The following is an 18,971-nucleotide window of genomic DNA, read 5'->3' on the forward strand; positions in this document are numbered from 1 at the left end:
TCGTTTTAATTGGACATTAAAATAAAAATCAAAAAACGTACGACGTAAATTACATGTTGTAAGAGATTGAAAAGATCAATATGAAATAACTGACAATCTATTTAAAAGTGTAAATGTTTATCAACACAAGATACATTTTTAGACCATGCGTGTCAATGAGTGTTATAAATCTTCTTTATTTTCTGACTTTATTCCACTTAGAATGTAACTTTGTAGAAACATAAATTTTGAGAAAGTGACATTTGACGAATTAAAGCTAAATAAGTTTATTCTAAACGCGATTAATGATTTAGAATTTATCAACGTGACTCCAATTCAGGAGCAAGCCTTTCCGGTGATTGGAGCAGGGAAAGATATGATTGGTATTGCTCAAACAGGTACGGGTAAGACCCTGGCCTATCTTCTTCCGATTCTTCAAAATTTAAATTTCTCTAAGCAATATGAACCTAGAGTTTTGATTATTGTACCAACCAGAGAACTTGTAGCTCAGGTTGTAGAAGAGGCCAAATCCCTTTCTAAATATCAGTCTTTGAGAATATTGGGAGTGTACGGCGGTGCTAATATCAACACTCAAAAACAATATGTCAATGAAGGCGTAGATATTTTGGTAGGTACTCCTGGTCGAGTATATGATTTAGCGTTGTCAGGTGTCTTGAAACTCAAAGCAATTCATAAGTTTGTGATTGACGAAGTGGATGAAATGTTGGACCTTGGTTTCAGACCTCAGCTTACCCGCTTGATGGATTTGCTACCTCCACGCCGTCAAAACATCATGCTTTCAGCTACTATCACAGACGATGTAGAAGAAATCATTAAAACTTTCTTCAGAAAACCAACAAAAGTTGAAATTGCAAAAACAGGTACGCCGGCGGATAAAGTAACACAACGTGCTTATCATGTACCTAACTTCTTCACAAAAGTGAATTTACTCGAATACCTTTTAGCTCATGAGCCAGAAATGGAAAAGGTGCTAGTATTCGTTAGAAATAAAAAGCTTGCAGATCGTCTTTTTGAAATGATTGAAAAGCTTTTCCCTGAAAAGGTAGGTGTGATTCATTCCAACAAATCTCAAAATTACCGTTTCAGAATGGTAGACGAATTTGATGAAGGAAAATTGAAAATCCTTGTTGCTACAGATATTATTGCCAGAGGTCTTGATATTAAAGGCATCACGCATATCATCAATTTTGACACACCTGAAATACCAGAAGAATACATTCACAGAATTGGCAGAACAGGTAGAGCGGATGAAAAAGGTTTAGCCATAACATTCATCAATGAAGTAGAGCAAGAATACCAGATGATGATTGAGGAATTGATGAAAAAGCCAATTCCACTGGAGCCAATGCCTGAGGAAGTGAAAGTATCAGACATCTTCACTGAAGAAGAAAAGCCTAAACTTTCTACTAAAAATTACTTTGTCACTAAGAAAACGAACTCTCCTTCTGGTGGCGGTGCTTTCCATGAAAAAGTAGGCATTAATAATCCTGAAAACCAAACCAAGAAAGTACATAGAGGTCCAAAGAAAACCAAGCCGGTCAACAGAGGAAGATTGAAGAAGAAATTCAGAAAAAAATAATTAAAGTGAGGGTAGACTAAAATTGTCTACCCTTATTTATTTAGTTATGAGTGAGAAAGAATAATGTTTTTTACTGTACCTCATTAACTATTCACCTCAAAAGTAATTTCATGACGTACACCATCCCTTTCAATCAATAAAACCTTAGTATTACTATTCCCTGCATTGATTAAATATTCACACCATTTTTTTTCATCAATTCTCTCGAAATTCACACCGTCAATAGCTATGATTTTATCTTGAAGTTGGAGTCCTTTCTTCATGGCTATTGAGTTTTCATAGACGTTTCTGATATACACTGCTCCATCTCTATATCCTAAGGCATAACCCAGCTCATTTTTTATCTTTTTAGGGATATTATTTCTTTTAAATAGAATTTCTTTATTGTTCCAATCCAAAATGATATGATGGTATTTGAAAATTCCCGTGCCCAATGTATTACTGTATTTGCCTTCAAAAGTAATTTTTTGGTTTTCAAAATCCAGTCCATTTCCTAATGAAAATGACTTGATCGTTCCGCTATAAGATAGCTTAGGCACTTCTTCACCATAAAGGCCAACACTCGTCACACCATAACCTTTATGTACTTTTTCAGACTCTACTTTTTTTACGTGTTTTTCATCCAACTGTACTTCTCCCCCAAACCCATAATCAATAACCGTATTAAGGACTTTATTTTCATTAATATAAGTGGTAAGAGAAGGTACTCCACCAAATCCTTCAAAGAATTTGACAGAAGTAAAACCCTCAGTAGATTTTTTTAGTTGTGAACGATCATTCGCTATCACAATTTCTTTTCTCTCATAGTCAATAAACCAAGTGGCGTGACGGAACAAGTTACTACCAATTAACCCGTCCACTCCAAAGCATTTGACAGTAGGTATTGCATTCAAGTCCATTACGATAGCACCAATATCCGAAAATGAAGTATTACCGATTTCAAAATGCTCCACTTTTGTAAATTCCTGTTCGATATAGTTATTATCAACATCGTATATCTTTTCTGTCATGAGAGTTTCCAAACCAAGCCTGTTTTTCATTTCTGGAGAAATGATGGATGCCATAGCCCCTGTATCAAATATAAATTGATAAGGTTTTCCCTTTACTTTAGCTTCAATAATGATGAGCCCCATTTTGGTTTCAAATGGAATAACAGTTCGGAAATTATCGTCAGTCTTTCCTGAATTAATAATGGATGCCAATTTAGGGTTGCACCCAAAAAAAGAGAGTAATAGAAGTAAGAATAGAATTGTTTTTTTGTTGTATAGCATAATAATAGTTTGTTTACATCATCTTGACACCAGTCATTAAAAATTGGTTGAAGAATAAAACTTTATTCAAAAAGCTTGAAAGAATTCCTTCTCCTAAAAAAGGATGAGGTTTTAAACAAAAAGTCTAAAACCTCATCTTCAACATTATATATTTTTCATTTCAATTCAACTCTTTCCCCAAAGGAATTCAAGAGTATAAGGACTTCCTCCTGATGTAAAAATCGAACCATCAACAAATCTATATTTCTCATTGAGATCTGCTATTTCTCTCAAATCCCAAGGCGTTAATTTAATCTCAGGTGAAACAAGGTTCTGACGCAACCTATCTTCATGAACAGACTTTGGAATAGCAACTGTTTCTCTGCGGTTTGCCCATGCCAACATAATTTGTGCAGGGCTTGCGTCATGCTTCTCTGCTATTTCTTTTAGTAATTCATTTTCCAACAAAACAGGAGGATTGGCCCCATCTTCAAATGATAAACTGTCCCTTGTTCCTAGTGGAGAATAAGCCGTTAAAATAATATCGTAAGCATCCGCATATTCCATCATTTTGCGTTGTTGGTTTAAAGGATGCATTTCAATTTGATTCACAACTGGAGCAATCGTAGCATTGGTCAAAATGTGTTCTAACTTTTCAATACTGAAATTGGACACACCAATAGAATACGTTTTTCCTGCTGCAACCAAAGCTTCCATTGCCTTCCAAGTCTCCAGAATTGGTGCTTCTTCCGCCGTAAGAAACTCTTCTCTTTTTTGAGTAAACTGTACCCCTGGTTTATAAGCAATGGGCCAATGGATCAAATAAAGATCCAAATACTCCAGTTTCAGGTCTTTTAATGTCTTATCTATTGCTTTAGGAACATCTTCTTTTAAATGGGCATCATTCCATAGTTTAGATGTAATGAAAAGGTCTTCTCTTTTGACAATTCCTTTATCAATACACTCTTTGATGGCGTCTCCCACTTCTGGTTCATTACCATAAATAGATGCACAGTCAATGTGTTTATAACCTAATTCAATTGCTTTTTTGACAGCGTGAAATACTTCACCTGGTTCCGATTTCCAGGTGCCCAACCCAATGGCGGGAATTTCCCTTCCGTTGTTTAATTTAAAGGTTTTGCTCATGTGTAATATAGTTTCCTGAGTAGTTTTTGCCCTATGAATATACGACTGAATCCGCTGATAAAAAAGGACAGTTTTTAATTTATCTCAATAAAAATTTCAAATGAGCAAGAAACAATTCAAGAAAACTTCTTAGCTTTGAGTGCTGAGTATCTGTAACTAACATTATTCTTCATAAAAAACTAAAAGGTTTAAACTATCAATTGAGTGTGTTGAACGCATACTTGAAGTGTCAAATTATCCATAATATCTTTTACTTTCGAATAATATCAGCATATACTCATTTTGTTCTTTTTTTAATCTAATATAACTCAAGAGAATGGCTAGACTAAGCATTTCAAATCTCACAAAAACCTATAACAATGGCGTTAAGGCCTTAAATAATATCAGCATCGAAATAGAAAGCGGAATGTTTGGTTTGTTGGGCCCCAATGGAGCCGGTAAATCTTCTTTAATGAGAACTATCGCTACCTTGCAAGTACCTGATGAAGGCAGTATCAATCTCAATGGCATTGATGTACTCAACGAACCGGAATCATTACGAAGAGTATTAGGCTATCTCCCTCAAGAATTTGGAGTATACCCTAAAATATCAGCGGAAGAGCTGTTAAACCATATTGCCGTACTGAAAGGGATCTCAAAAGCAAAGGAACGTAAAGAGCTTGTAGGTTATCTTTTACAGAAAGTCAATTTGTATGACAAAAGAAAGAAAGCAGTAAAAAGTTTCTCTGGAGGTATGAAACAACGTATCGGTATTGCTCAGGCGCTTATTGGAGATCCAAAATTGATTATCGTTGATGAACCGACTGCAGGTCTTGACCCTGGGGAAAGAAACAGATTTCATAACTTGTTAGCTGATGTTGCAGAAAGTGTAATTGTGATTCTTTCTACACATATCGTTGATGATGTGAAAGAGCTTTGCTCCGATATGGCTATTATGAATGAAGGGGAAATTATGTATAAAGGGTCACCTCAAAATGTGTTAAGTGAATTGGATGGTCTTGTTTGGGAAAAAACAGTAGAGCGAAACACTATTGATGCCTACCAGAAAAACCATAAAGTGATTTCGAATAAAATGAATTCTGGAAAGTCTGTGATTCATGTACTTCATCATGAACAGCCTGAAGAAGGGTTTGTTCAAGTGAAGCCCGATTTAGAAGATGTTTTCTTTGCTAAAACATCCGCTTCAATTATTGCAGACTAAAACTTCCATCACAATGTTTAAAGAATTTTACAGCAGAGAAATTAAATCAGGCCTTCAGCAGCCTATGATTTACGTTTTCTCTATTCTATTAGGTTTATTAGCTTTTGGAGCCGTTTCAAATGATCAGATTGTCATTGGTGGTTCCATTGGAAATATACAAAGAAACAGCCCGCACATCATCATGAAAATGGGATTGGTCTTTTCATTATTGGGTCTTTTTATCTCCACTGCCTTTTTTAATAATGCGGCTTTACGAGATTTCAACAATAATTTTGATGATATCTTATTCACTACCCCAATTAGAAAAAAGGATTATTTCATGGGTAGATTTCTGGGTGCTTTCTCATTGGCTATTTTACCATTTTTAGGTATATATCTTGGTTTTATACTCGCTACATTTATAGCTCCAGCTATGGGGTGGGTAGATCCAGAAAAAATGGGGCCTGTGTCTATTGCAGGGTTTATGGCCAATTACTTTTTAACCATTATTCCCAATATCTTTATTTCTGGGGTTGTCATTTTCTCTGTAGCCTCTATTTTCAGGTCCACAGCCATTTCTTTTTCTGGAACGATGGTCTTGTTTTTAGGCTATAGTATTGCCCTTTCCTTTAGTTCTGATTTAGAAAATGAAATGTTAGCGGCCATGGTGGATCCTTTTGGGTTATCAGCTTATAATTTGGACAGTAAATACTTTACACCTCAAGAAAAAAATACACTAATACCGGGTTTCAACAGCTTTATTACATACAATAGGCTAGTGTGGTTAATCATTAGTTTTGCATTATTGAAGGTGCTTTACGGTTTCTTCTCTTTTGAAAAGAGATCAGGAAAAGTGAAGAAAGAAAAGGCAAATAAAAAGGACAATACAATCTTTACAAAACCCATTATTTATGGTCACTTTTCTCAATTCACGGATATTGCCCAATGTTATAGTTTTACTAGAATCCACCTGAAAAGCATATTAAGCAGTAATACTTTCAAAATATTAATCCTCTTCAGTTTTGTACAACTCATTGCAATACTGATGGAAGGATATGAATATATGGGATTAAAGTCCTACCCTGTCACTTATATGGTGGTTGAAGATATTCAAAATAGTACTATGATTTTCTTACTGATCATTATGGTTTACTATGCAGGTGACTTGCTATGGGAAGATAGAGACAATCACTTAAATGAAGTCATTGATGCTAGTCCTCATAGTTCTTACGTTTCTCTATTCGCCAAGTACTTTGCAATCAATGTAAGTATTCTAATTATCTATGCATCTCTTTCTGTTTTAGGTATTCTTTACCAATTAGGTTCTGGTTTTACATCTATTGATCTAGGTACTTATTTCCTTGCTTATGCATTGAACATCATGCCTATGATTGCTACATGGTCAGCAGTATTAATGCTTGTTCATATTCTGATAAATCATAAATTTATTGGTTTTGGTGTTTCTATTGTCTTAATGTTTGTATTGGAACTGATTTTGGATGGCTTAGATATCTCCTCTAGAATGCTTGATATTGCCAGTGCTCCAAGAATTACATTCTCTGATATTAGTGATTATGGTCCTTCTGTTATTTCTTCCATTTGGTTTAATGCATACTGGATTGTATTTGGAATAATTGTATTGCTTATCAGCGGATTATTAAGCAATAGAGGAACAAGCCAAAGTCTACTGAAAAGAATCAAGATTATACCTCAAAAAATGGATCCTAATTTCATGGGAGGAATAGGTACTCTTTTTATTGTTTGGTTAAGTATAGCGAGCTTTATCTTCTACAATACTCAAATTCTTAATCCTTATAAAACGGACGATGAAACAGAACTTCTGCAAGTTCAGTATGAACAAAAATACAAGCAGTACGAAGGAATGCTCTCTCCTAAAATTGTGGACGTTGACTACAATGTGAATATCTATCCAGCTGAAAGAAATATTTACACTGTTTCTCAATTAAAATTGGTCAATGAAAATAAGGAAAGTATTGATACTTTGATGTATACTTATAATGATGAATGGGAAATTAAATTTGAAATTCAAAATGCAGTTGAGGTATTGCATGACAAAGAGCTAAATGTAAAGCAGTTTGTTTTACAAAAACCTCTTAAACATAGAGACTCCTTAGAAATTGTTATTCATGCCAATTACATCACAAAAGGGTTCAAAAATAGTCAAGAAAATACCATGATTCTGGAAAATGGAACGTTCTTCAACAACCTTGTTTTTCTTCCTTATTTTGGTTATAACCCTTCTTTTGAATTAAGCGACCGTTTTAAAAGGAAAGAACATAACCTTCCAAAAAGAAAGCGTATGCCTACGCTTAATGAACCTTGTGGTGCTGAATGTGAACAGAATTACCTTTCCAACGGTCAGTCGGACTGGATTACTTTTGAAACGACAATCTCCACATCTTCAGATCAAATGGCCATTGCCCCTGGTTCGTTGATTAAACAATGGACTAAGAACAATAGAAATTTCTATCACTATAGAGTAGATCATAAATCACAGAATTTTGTTTCTTTTAATTCTGGTAAATTTGAAGTCGCAAAAAGACAGTGGAAAGATGTAAGTATGGAAGTCTACTATGATCAAAAACATGGTGTAAATATTGATAAAATGCTTGATGCTATTGAAAATTCATTGGAGTACTATACAGAAAACTTTGGGCCATATTATTTGAAGCAGGCTCGAATCATTGAATTTCCAAGGTATGCTAATTTTGCTCAAGCATTCCCCGGCACTATGCCTTACTCTGAATCTTTTGGTTTCATCGTAGACCTAGAAGACGAGGAAAAGAATAATGTGGTAGATGCTGTTATTGCTCATGAAATGGCACACCAATGGTGGGCTCATCAAGAAGTAGGCGCCAATGTACAAGGAGGCACAATGCTGACAGAAAGCTTTGCTGAGTATTCTTCATTGATGGTTATGAAAAAGGCATCTGACAATGATGATGTGAAAATGAGAAACTTCTTAAAATATGATTATGACAGATACCTGAAAGGTAGAAGTTATGAATTAGAAAAAGAATTACCGTTGAGAGAAGTGGAAAACCAAATGTATTTGCATTATGGTAAAGGCAGTGTTATTATGTACGCCCTGCAAGACTTTATTGGAGAAGATAGCGTAAATGCGGCGTTGAGAGATTTCTTAACAGAATACAAATACAAGGCACCTCCATACCCCACTTCCAATGATTTCTTAAGACATCTTCAACCAAGAGTACCAGATTCTCTTCAATACCTTATCGTTGACTGGTTTGAAGACATTACGCTGTATGATTATAGAATCAAAGAAGCTAATCTTAATGAAATTGACGCTGAAAACTATGAAGTTTCATTACAAGTAGAAGCCAAAAAGTTCAAATCAGATTCTATTGGGAATGAAATCAATATACCAGTCAAAGATTGGGTGGAAATTGGTTTTTATAAGGATAATGATGAAAAGGAATTGTTTTATACTGAAAAAATATTCCTTGAAAAGGAATCCCAAACCATTCAGATTAAGTTAAATGAAAAACCTGCAAAAGCAATGATAGACCCTAAAAGACTATATGTTGAAAGGGTGATTAATGACAATAGTAAAAAACTATAGTTTCAGTGGCGAAGTGCTCTTATTTAACTTCATAAAATAAGAGGAACTGCCCTATCATTTTTGTAAGAATTACTTGTATTAAGTTCCAATGAGTAATTAAAACGAGTTGAAAAGTGAATGTTTTCTTTAATTTAGAGAAGCATTCACTTTTTATTTCTCAACACCTATGAAATCAATTACTTTCTGTATTCTATTTTCTTTAATTATCTCCCTTACCTTTGCTCAAGAAACCCATGAAAAAATACACGGAAGAGAAGAAGCACATGGTAAATTGAAACATCATAGAGTCGCTCTACTCTGGGGGCACAGTTATGTACCAAAAGGGTTTTCAGGAAATAATCAAACCAATACACTGATTGTACCTACCATTGGATTGGAATATGAATATTGGTTTTCCCACCATTTTGCCATTGGCATTTCTAATGACTTGGAACTTCAGAACTATGTTATCGAAACTCGACATGGAGAAGAACTGGAAAGAGAATATGTTTATATAGGAGCGCTAATGGGATTTATTGAATTCGCACACTTATGGGTTATTGGTATTGGTCCAGGTATTGAAATAGAGCAACACAAAAACTTTGCTGTTTTCAAAACTTCAATTGAAAGAGAATTTCCTATTGCAGGGGAAGGTGGATGGGATGTTACACCTATGCTGAGTTATGAATTAAAGTTCAGAGGAGAAAATGGTTCTTATGATGCCTTTACCTTTGGTTTGGCTATTGGAAAACGTTTTTAATCCAAAAGAGTCACCTTTGAATAACTCAAAAATGACTCTCTTTTTATATTAAAATTAATGCTTATTAGAAGTTAATCTGCATTTGAATTCTCAATAAATTACCCGCCTGATCATTGACTGGAAGTTGAGAATCGATGTACGTTCTGTCTGCAATCACATACATTGCCACAATCTCATATGCTCTGTTAGGTTGCCACTCTACACCAATTTCCAAATCATTTACTCTGTAGCTTCTTGCATCTAGCTCAAACTTCTTACCACCATGATAATACAGGTATCTTGAGAAAGGAAAGAATGTATGCTTGCCATAATTGATTTTACCATACAACATTGCATAACCACCATGTAAGTTCTGTTCTTTCACTCTGTTAGATTCAGGATCATATTCTGGACCAATACCATAGTTATATTCTGCTTGGAAACCAATCGGCTGAGGATACCACACAAAAGTACCTCCGACTCTTGCATCTTTAAAGTTGTGTCCAGCAGCATAGATCACTTCAGTTTCTCCATTGCTGTTTTCAATTTCAGCCTCTAAGCCTTGAGATGTATTAGGTAAAACATATTGACCAGCATAACCATGAACAGAAAGCTCCATGATTTGATTATTATTAAATTGGAAAGGCCATGATACTCGACCTACCAAATGCAGGTTATCATTTTTATCAGGAACGTTAATTCCTTGTCCGTTAAATGCACCAAGTGCAAATGTACCATAGTTACCACTGTGCTTAAGGTTATTTTCTTTCATGTACTCATATACCTTTCTGACTTTACGAGGAGTATGGTATAAAACAGCCATTAGATCACGCTCATTTGGCAAAGCGGAGTTGATTGGGTCTGAACGGTCCAAAGGAATACGAAATTGAGAAGATTGCATGTTTTCGAAGCCGAAAGGAACTTTACTTTGACCCACTCTTATCCAAGTCGATTTATGATGATCAAAATACAAATCCATGTAAGCATCTCTTAAGGTAGGCGAGCCTGCAAAATCAGCTTGCATATAAACATAGACATTGTCTAATAACCAACCACTGACTTTCAAACGAACACGTCGTAATGAGATACCTTTATCAGCACCCCAGTTCTTGTCCATTTGAGGGACTGTCAAATTGGGGTTCGTCTCAAAAAGGCCGTTATATCTTGCTTGAATATAACCACTTACCTTAATTCTATCCGTCCAGTCTTTTGGTAAAGACTTTTGGATTAATCCCTCACCATCTTGATCTGGGCTGAATAAAGAATCAACTTTCACTTCATCGTCAATTGAAGTGTCTTGTGCAGATAATAATGAGGCTGTGTTAAGAATTAAAAGACATGATAAGATTAGTCTTTTAATTAATGATTGTTGTGATAACTGTTCCATCTAAAATCAAGTACTATGTGTTTGCGAGTGCAATGTTAAGGCGATTTATCTTACAATTTTCAATTTACTTAACAATTAATATACAGTTAACACTAGATACATTTTGAGGAAATATTTACAGATCTAATATGTACATTATGTTTCTACTTTTTTTAAATAGCCTAACCAAAAGAATATTAACATTCATTTAAAACTATATTTAACCCCTCAAAATCAGTATTTAAACGTCAACTAGACAATTAATTCTAAATTTAAACATTTACATATGTTAAGTTAATTTTAACTTAACGAAAACAAATTCACATCTTAAATTACATCATGATTAACCCAATGTTTCATTTAGTTTATAATAGCAGGAATAAAAAAATTGAGTAACATTATGTTAATATCTCAAAAATAACAAAGTGTAGACATATATAAAATTTTAAGCAAATTATTGTTGAAGAATGATTAGTGAAGAAAATGGAGATTGATGAAAATTCCTTTATTAGAATCTGTACCATTAGTCACACACATTTAAGAAAATGAGAGAGGTAAAGTATAAATAAACACAAGCCATGAAGTCAAAAGCTTGTTAGGTACAACAACATTTATATTCTTCTTATGAAGAAGATATTTATTACAATTTTTCAATAAAAAAAGCTGCTCCAAAACATGGAACAGCCTCTCTTAAGGTCTTATATATTAATATCAATTATTTCTTATTTCCTGAAAACTCAGATACCCAAAGATCAATTGTTCTTCCTAATCTAATCTTAGGGTATCTACCTGTCTCTTCATTTACTTTTGAATGAGGAGATTGCCTTACTACTACACCAGGAATAGTATCATGTTGTACGTATTGTACTCTACCTACACCCAAGCCTAAACCATACAAAGTAAACTCTGCATCTCCTTCAGTCATACCAATAAGGTTTGGAACTTTTGTCAGCGGGTTACCCATTCCGTCACCTACTACTAAGTCCACTTCAGTACCTTTCAATACTTTAAAACCTCTGATCAATTCCTCTTTTGAAATAGACCTTCCTTTGTAACTTACACCAATAACATTATTGACAAACTTATCTGGCTTTCTTTCAATTGAACCAATTTTCAATCCTAAGTTTTTAATTCTCACCACTGCATTTTTCAATGAACCATCAATCAAATCTGGTAATTTGATAGCAGCAGGTTTTGAAGGATTGACTGTTAAATAGATTTTCCTGTTGTCTTTTACCTTTTCACCTGAAACGGGTGTTTGAGATAAAACTGTTAGATAAGGAAGATCTGGATTATAGTTGACAGCTGAAGAATCAAAGATTTCATACCTTAACCCTGCCGACTCCAATCTTTTGGTAGCATCTTCAATAGATAAACTATCAATATCAGGAACGGTTACAGTCTGACCGTGTTTTGTTGATGCAGGTAGATATAAATAGAAAAACATGATCGCCACTACAAAAGCGGCTACGACCATTAAAACTACATTAATCAATAATGCAGATGGAGTATCTCCAAAAATTAACTTTTTCAGTTTGTCTTTATCCATAATTAATTTAGCTATGATTTAGCTTCAGTTCTTTTTATTCCGTAATCTAAAATACTATCAATAAAATCAAAAGGCTTATAGCCGTTAATTGCCGCTTGGTGGAAAATACAAGTAGCAGGTGTCATACCTGGTAGAGAGTTCACCTCAATGACAATAGTTTCTACTCTTTTCTCCGCTTTCCAAATTCTCACAAAAGCATCAATTCTACAGTAGCCTTGAACATTTAATTCTTTAGCTACATGTTCCAAGTCTTTTCTTACTGCATCAGAGATCCATTGCTGTTCTGCTGCATCTGGAGAAAAACGTGGAGGAGTGATATTCTGACCTTCGCCAGCCAAGAATTTTTCTTCTAATGAAAGAATCTCTCCACTTGCCAAAGCTTCTGAAGGTTCAAATACCTCATAAGTACGTGATCCATCTTCATGCCATTTCGTAAGCATACCTCCTGTAATTTCCAAGAAATGATCAGAATCCAATGGACTGATCAATTCCTCAATCAGAATACATGTTTTACTTGGAAACTCTTCGTTTTTATCTAAATCAAGCTTCAGTCTTAAGCTTTCTTCCACTTCTTCACTTTCTCTGAAAATAGCTTCTGCAAAGTGTTCCAACTGCATTCTTGACTTAATCATCATTACTGCAGAACTACAACCATCATCGGCAGGTTTTGCAATCAATGGGTATTTGAAATCCTTTTCTACTTGATCAATTGCATCTGAAGCATTGGCCAACCAAGCCTCTTTCTGTAACAACATGTGTTCTGCTACAAAAACACCCGATTTACGAAGAATCTCTGTAGTCAGATATTTATCAATAGTAATTTCTGAACTGTCAACATCAGAACCATTGTAAGGAATTCCTTTTACATTAAGGTGCTTCTGAACAGCTCCATCCTCACCTGGCCTTCCGTGCAATGCAATAAATACCGCATCAACTCTTTCTTTCAGAAGATCATAATTCAAAGGTTTTGGATCAAAACAAGCATCCGCCGCGTACTTTTGAGTAATAGGTTTTGCTTTTTGAATGGCTTCCACCAATACGTCGTGCTTTTCTCCGTTCAGGGCCTGATTGATTTTCAACTTGATATCATCAGCATTGTCCTTCAACATAATATTAATCGGCAACTCATACAATTCATGATGATCAGCAGAGCCTGTCAAGAAAATCGGGATAGCCTCATATTTATCTGATGAAGCTAATTTCTCAAAAATGTTTCTTCCACTTTCAACAGAGATGTGACGCTCTGAAGAATAACCTCCCATGATCACTCCTATCTTCTTAGTTTGTTGGTCTGCCACACTCAAAGCTTCAATCTGATGATCCAAATTCTTCAACATAGGCTTCGACACTCTTGTATTTTTTCCTGATCGAATCCTACAAGCTAATGACGTACGGATAATGAAAGTCAAGAATTGTGATGGATTTAAACCAATTTCTGCCGCCTGATGAAAAAAGAAAGACGAAGGCATCATACCAGAAGTAGTGTTCGGATCATTCAAATAGACCGTTCCTTCTTCTGTCACAAAACCATCAATACGAGCATAAACATCAAATTGTAATTTTTTATACAAGTTTTCACAATCTGCCTGAATTTCTCTTACCTTTTCAATCGGCAAGTCAATCGGTGTCACTTTACGGCTCATACCCGGAAGGTATTTCGATCTGTAATCAAAAACACCTTCATTTCCTCTTACAATTTCTGTTGGAGGCAAGGCCAAAGGGTTTCCATTTTCGTCTTCAATAACGATACATGAAAATTCTCTACCTTTTATATGTTCTTCAATCAGCAATGCTTCTTCCGCATCTAAAGATTGAAGGGCTACTTTCGCATTATTCTCTGTGATGAGTTGTTCGTTCAAGTACTCTAATAATGATTTTGGATCGTAAATCACCAAATCGTCATTACCTAGCACATAAACAGGCAAGCCAATTCCAAGACGTACATCCGTGAAATCATGGATGTAACGCACTTTTTCTTCCTCATCTAATTCTTTCCAGTACGATTGTTCAATCTCCTCAATAAAGAGGGACTTTTTCGCTGCCTTAAGAAATGCTTCTGAGTTGTCTTCTTTCACAATACTTACCCCCAAAGAAGAGCCTTGTCTTGGTGCTTTCACCACCAAAGGCATTCCTAATTTAGCTTTGAGGGCTTGGAATGTTGTATTGATTTTATCAGCAGTTAAATCCTCTTCAGTGATCACATCAAAAGAAGGGGTAGTCAACTGTAAATCTGTAAACAGTTTTTTCTGAGTGATTTTATCAATTCCGATGGCAGATGACAACACTCCTGCACCAGAATAAGGAATATTATACCACTCTAGCAGTCCCTGTAAATTTCCATCTTCTCCATATGGACCATGTAACGCTAGAAACGCAAAATCAAAAAGCTGTGCGAATTCATTTGGATTTACTTTCTTTCCAACTTTAGAAGCCATATCACTAGCCTCTTCCTCAGAAAGTTTACCCAAAGATTCCACATACATTTGAAACCCCTGCAAATCGCTTGGAATACTGCTTACCGGTGGATAAAAATCTCTAACAGTACCTTTATATACATATGACCAGTCTAAATGAATAAAATGGCCTAAACTATCTACAAATATTGGAACAGGTTCGAAAAGTTGTTTGTTTAAGTTATCATAAACAGTTCTACCGCCTGCAAACGAGATTTCACGCTCTCGTGAAATACCTCCAAAAAATATCCCTACTTTGATCATGATATCAATTTTTCTGCTTCTAAAGAAAACCAAAGGCTCTTCCTCTGTTTTCTTTAGACAATTACGCCTCAAAAATACAAGAAAAATTATTATCTAATAGCACTATACTACACCTTCTCAGGGTTTGACTATAAAAATAGGATTCATTCATGATAATTCTTTCACTTTCAATTGGATTAAGGGAAAATTTATATGATTTTGTAAATAATTATTTAAACTTTTTAAGGACTTACTATGCGAAATTATTTCAAACTACTACTAACAGCTGTACTTTTCTCCTCAATTTTTTCGAGCTGTCAAAAAACAAATGAGGCCCAAGTCAGCAGAATAGAGCAGCAAAACACTAATCTTGATATCTTTTTTGACAGTGTTTTCAATGCTGATCTTGAACAAAAACCCGAAGCACTCACTTATAGAGGAGACAAACGTTTCAATGACCAATGGAACGATTATTCTGAAAAACGCTTTTTTGAACAGCTCAAAAACAAAAAAAATGCACTTCGTCAAGTCAATGCTTTCAATCCTTCTGATTATTCCAAAGACAGAGCATTGAGCCTGGATTTATTTAAATACGAACTTAATCTTGATTTAGAAGGAGAGCGTTTTCATCACTACGATTATACGTTCAACCAGATGTATGGTGCTCAAAGCAACCCTGCTTCATTTTTAATCGGTTTTCATCAAATCAAATCTAAAAAAGACGCTGAGGATTATATCAGCAGAGTAGAAAGAGTACCTGAAATGATGGAACAGCAAATCCAAAACGCTATTCAAAGCGAAGAAGCTGGATTCCTTCTACCCAAATTTCTCTTTGCCAAAGTATTAAGCGACTGCAATAACCTTCTGGAAGGACAACCTATTTCAAAATCGGAGAAAACACACCCTATAGCACAAGATTTCTACACTAAAATTGACGGTATTGAACTCACTGAAAAGGAGAAAAATGATTTAGTCAAAAAATTTGATCTTGCTATGAAACATAGCTTTGCTCCTACTTACAGAAAACTAGTTAAAACACTAGAAGAACAAGAACGCAGAGCAAATAATGACGCAGGAGTATGGCGTCTGAAAGATGGAGATGAGTTTTATGCCTATCGCTTGAAGAAAATTACTTCAACCAACTTCTCTGCAGAGCAAATTCATCAAATGGGACTAAGAGAAGTGGCTCGAATTCATGGTGAAATGAAAAAAATCAAAGAGAAAGTAGGCTTTAACGGAAACCTTCAAGAGTTTTTTGTTTTCATGAAAAAAGATCCTCAATTCTATTACCCTAACACGGAAGCAGGAAAAAAAGCCTACCTGGCAGATGCCACTTCTATCATTGATAATATGAGAAAACAATTGGATGGGCTATTTATCACTAAACCTAAGGCGCCTATTGAAGTAAAAAAGGTGGAAGCTTTCAGAGAAAAAACTGCAGGAAAAGCCTTTTATAATGATCCAGCAGTTGATGGATCACGTCCAGGATACTATTACGCTAACTTATACGATATGAACCAGATGCCAAAGTATGAGATGGAAGCATTAGCCTATCACGAAGGTATTCCAGGGCATCATATGCAGATTGCTCTTACCAAAGAACTAAAGGGACTCCCTGAGTTTAGAAAAGAGGCACATTACACTGCATATATTGAAGGATGGGGATTATATGCCGAATTTATTCCGAAAGAGCTTGGATTTTATAGCGACCCTTATTCTGATTTTGGGCGCTTAGCCATGGAACTTTGGAGGTCTTGCCGATTGGTTGTAGACACTGGTATTCACGCCAAAAAATGGACTAGGGAAGAAGGAATTGCCTACTATGTCAATAACACTCCTGCCGCTTATGGCCAGTGTGAAAAAATGGTAGACAGACATATTGTGATGCCAGGGCAGGCTACAGCTTACAAAATAGGTATGATGAAAATTCTGGAACTGAAAGACAAAGCCAAGCTTGAAATGGAAGAAAAGTTTGACATCAGAACTTTCCATGAAGTGGTTTTATGTAACGGTCCTCTTCCTTTATCAATCTTAGAGAAATTGGTGGACGAGTACATTCAAAAAAATACCGCTACTTTATAAGAAATAATTTAGTAATTCCATTCATATCCATTACATTAGAAATATTTTGAACCTAATGTAATGGATTTTTTTATGCACTTTTCTTTTAAAACAGTACTAATATTCCTCTTTTTTTCAACGCTGAATTACCATTGTTCAGCTCAAAAATCAATGAAACTTATTTCCTCATTTGCACAGTTTTTAGAAGAAAAGTCAGATAAATCTATTTACCCTGAACAGTATCATTTTGATTTTGCTTTTACTGTAAAACAAATTTCACCAACAGAAAGTAAAGACTTTTATATTCTAGTTCCAAAACAAGAAAAATACTTTGCCATGACCTCCGCTTTAGATGCTCGTGACATTATTGTTTTTGATATTGAACTAGATCAAATGATTGTCATTTGTAATCTAGACAGCAGTCAATATGCGATTTGTGGCCCTTTGTCTTTTTTTGATACCAATAAAAACACAGACATCAAATATAACTTCATAGAACAGCAACCTAATGTATATAAAGATGATAATCATAATTTAGAAATTGTACTCACACAAGACTCTGAATTCAATAATTATGGATTAAAGAAAGGTTTTTGGATGATAATTCAAGAATCTTCGACCTTAGATATTCCTTTATCAGAAAAAGGTATTATTTTAAAAGTAAAGAAGCTAGATAAAAAATCCGGTAAAAATACTAGCTATGACATTACTGAAAGAAATGATATAAATATCAACTATTCCATAAAAATGAGTAGACTATTAGATTTTAGTATTCTAGCGGATTCCACTTTTATTAAGCAGAAAGATTAACCACTCACTTCACTTAAGTTATTAACCAAATGCTCACACTTATCTATATTTTAGGATTTATTGTTATTCTATTGCCAATTGTAGGAATTTACTTTTTGTATATGCCTACTCATTCTGTCTATTCCGACAAAACCGCCAATGATATACAATCCAGTCCTTCAGAATTAGAAAAACACGTAAGAGCACTTTGTAATACAAGTGATTATAGAAACTATAAAAATAAAGAAGCTCAAAAAGAAGCCACCGATTACATCTTTGAACAGTTGAAAAGCTTTGGCTATGCCCCCCATATTCAAACCTTTGAAGCTGCTAATGAAGAGTATAAAAACATTATTGCATTTTATGGAGATCCAAATCAAGAAAGAATTATTGTAGGTGCTCATTATGACACCTTTGGTGATCAGCAGGGTGCAGATGACAATGCCAGTGGGATAGCCGGTATGATCGAAATTGCTCGTTTACTAAAGCAACATCAACCAAAAGTGGACTTCTGCATAGAGTTAGTAGCCTACGCTAATGAGGAAAGGCCTTTTTTCACCACGAAAGGGATGGGAAGTTATGTACATGCAGAACGTAATTTAAACAATAACGTGAAAACGAAGTTAATGGTCTGTCTGGAAATGATTGGTTATTTTGATGATCGCTCTGGCAGTCAAAGTTATCCTATTAAGTTTCTAGATAAAATTTATCCCAAGGAAGCCAATTTTATTGCAATTGTTGGAAACCTTTCCAACCACTTTGTTGTAAAAGAATTGAAACACGCCATGAAAAAAACATCGAAGACACCTATATATTCCATTAATGCTCCTTCAAGTGTAAGAGGCTTGGCCAATTCTGACCATAGAAATTATTGGCACTTTAATCAAAATGCTGTTATGATCACGGATACATCCTTTTTTAGAAATCCTAATTATCATACCAAAGGTGATACTCCAGAAAGTTTAGATTTTAAAAAAATGAACGAAGTAATTAAAGGTACCTTTTACGCTATAACTCAAATTTAATCTTAGAA

Annotated in this window: 12 protein-coding genes; 7 read left to right on the plus strand and 5 right to left on the minus strand. The window is 34.9% G+C overall.

Going from position 1 to position 18,971, the window contains the following annotated elements; translation table 11 throughout:
• Positions 1-235: 235 nt before the first annotated feature.
• Positions 236-1,579, plus strand: coding sequence for a DEAD/DEAH box helicase (locus tag AVL50_RS04900; RefSeq protein WP_062615360.1), 1,344 nt, complete (start codon positions 236-238; stop codon positions 1,577-1,579).
• An 83-nt stretch (positions 1,580-1,662) separates the two neighbouring features.
• On the opposite strand, the gene AVL50_RS04905 is transcribed toward AVL50_RS04900, so the two are convergent.
• Both AVL50_RS04905 and AVL50_RS04910 read right to left on the minus strand, forming a co-directional pair.
• On the minus strand, positions 1,663-2,850 hold the full coding sequence (locus AVL50_RS04905; protein WP_082795665.1) for an aspartyl protease family protein: 1,188 nt from the start codon (positions 2,848-2,850) through the stop codon (positions 1,663-1,665).
• Positions 2,851-3,015: 165 nt separating this feature from the next.
• A complete protein-coding gene (locus AVL50_RS04910) occupies positions 3,016-3,975 on the minus strand; it encodes an aldo/keto reductase (protein ID WP_062615362.1) in 960 nt (319 codons plus the stop codon).
• A gap of 316 nt (positions 3,976-4,291) precedes the next feature.
• Here AVL50_RS04910 and AVL50_RS04915 point away from each other — a divergent pair, with 316 nt between their 5' ends.
• The 3 genes from AVL50_RS04915 to AVL50_RS04925 all read left to right on the plus strand — a co-directional run bounded on the left by AVL50_RS04915 (position 4,292) and on the right by AVL50_RS04925 (position 9,498).
• Positions 4,292-5,176, plus strand: a complete 885-nt coding sequence (locus AVL50_RS04915) for an ABC transporter ATP-binding protein (protein ID WP_062615363.1) — start codon at positions 4,292-4,294, stop codon at positions 5,174-5,176.
• A gap of 13 nt (positions 5,177-5,189) precedes the next feature.
• The gene (locus AVL50_RS04920; protein WP_062615364.1) at positions 5,190-8,759 is read left to right on the plus strand and encodes a M1 family aminopeptidase; all 3,570 of its coding nucleotides are present in this window, start codon (positions 5,190-5,192) and stop codon (positions 8,757-8,759) included.
• 166 nt (positions 8,760-8,925) lie between these two features.
• On the plus strand, positions 8,926-9,498 hold the full coding sequence (locus AVL50_RS04925; protein ID WP_062615365.1) for a hypothetical protein: 573 nt from the start codon (positions 8,926-8,928) through the stop codon (positions 9,496-9,498).
• 64 nt (positions 9,499-9,562) lie between these two features.
• Here AVL50_RS04925 and AVL50_RS04930 read toward each other — a convergent pair whose 3' ends face one another.
• From AVL50_RS04930 to AVL50_RS04940, 3 genes are all read right to left on the minus strand, one after another.
• Positions 9,563-10,864: a porin gene (locus AVL50_RS04930; RefSeq protein WP_063850540.1), complete on the minus strand. Its 1,302-nt coding sequence runs from the start codon at positions 10,862-10,864 to the stop codon at positions 9,563-9,565.
• A 694-nt stretch (positions 10,865-11,558) separates the two neighbouring features.
• Entirely contained in the window at positions 11,559-12,392 is an 834-nt protein-coding gene (locus AVL50_RS04935; RefSeq protein ID WP_062615366.1) for a PASTA domain-containing protein, read from the minus strand.
• An 11-nt stretch (positions 12,393-12,403) separates the two neighbouring features.
• The gene (locus AVL50_RS04940) at positions 12,404-15,109 is read right to left on the minus strand and encodes a D-alanine--D-alanine ligase (protein ID WP_062615432.1); all 2,706 of its coding nucleotides are present in this window, start codon (positions 15,107-15,109) and stop codon (positions 12,404-12,406) included.
• A 234-nt stretch (positions 15,110-15,343) separates the two neighbouring features.
• Here AVL50_RS04940 and AVL50_RS04945 point away from each other — a divergent pair, with 234 nt between their 5' ends.
• The 3 genes from AVL50_RS04945 to AVL50_RS04955 all read left to right on the plus strand — a co-directional run bounded on the left by AVL50_RS04945 (position 15,344) and on the right by AVL50_RS04955 (position 18,963).
• Positions 15,344-17,170, plus strand: coding sequence for a DUF885 family protein (locus tag AVL50_RS04945; RefSeq protein WP_062615367.1), 1,827 nt, complete (start codon positions 15,344-15,346; stop codon positions 17,168-17,170).
• A 150-nt stretch (positions 17,171-17,320) separates the two neighbouring features.
• On the plus strand, positions 17,321-17,959 hold the full coding sequence (locus AVL50_RS04950; RefSeq protein WP_062615368.1) for a hypothetical protein: 639 nt from the start codon (positions 17,321-17,323) through the stop codon (positions 17,957-17,959).
• A gap of 29 nt (positions 17,960-17,988) precedes the next feature.
• Entirely contained in the window at positions 17,989-18,963 is a 975-nt protein-coding gene (locus AVL50_RS04955; RefSeq protein WP_082795667.1) for a M28 family peptidase, read from the plus strand.
• Positions 18,964-18,971 lie beyond the last annotated feature (8 nt).

It is taken from the genome of Flammeovirga sp. SJP92 (assembly GCF_001583495.1).
GTDB lineage: Bacteria > Bacteroidota > Bacteroidia > Cytophagales > Flammeovirgaceae > Flammeovirga.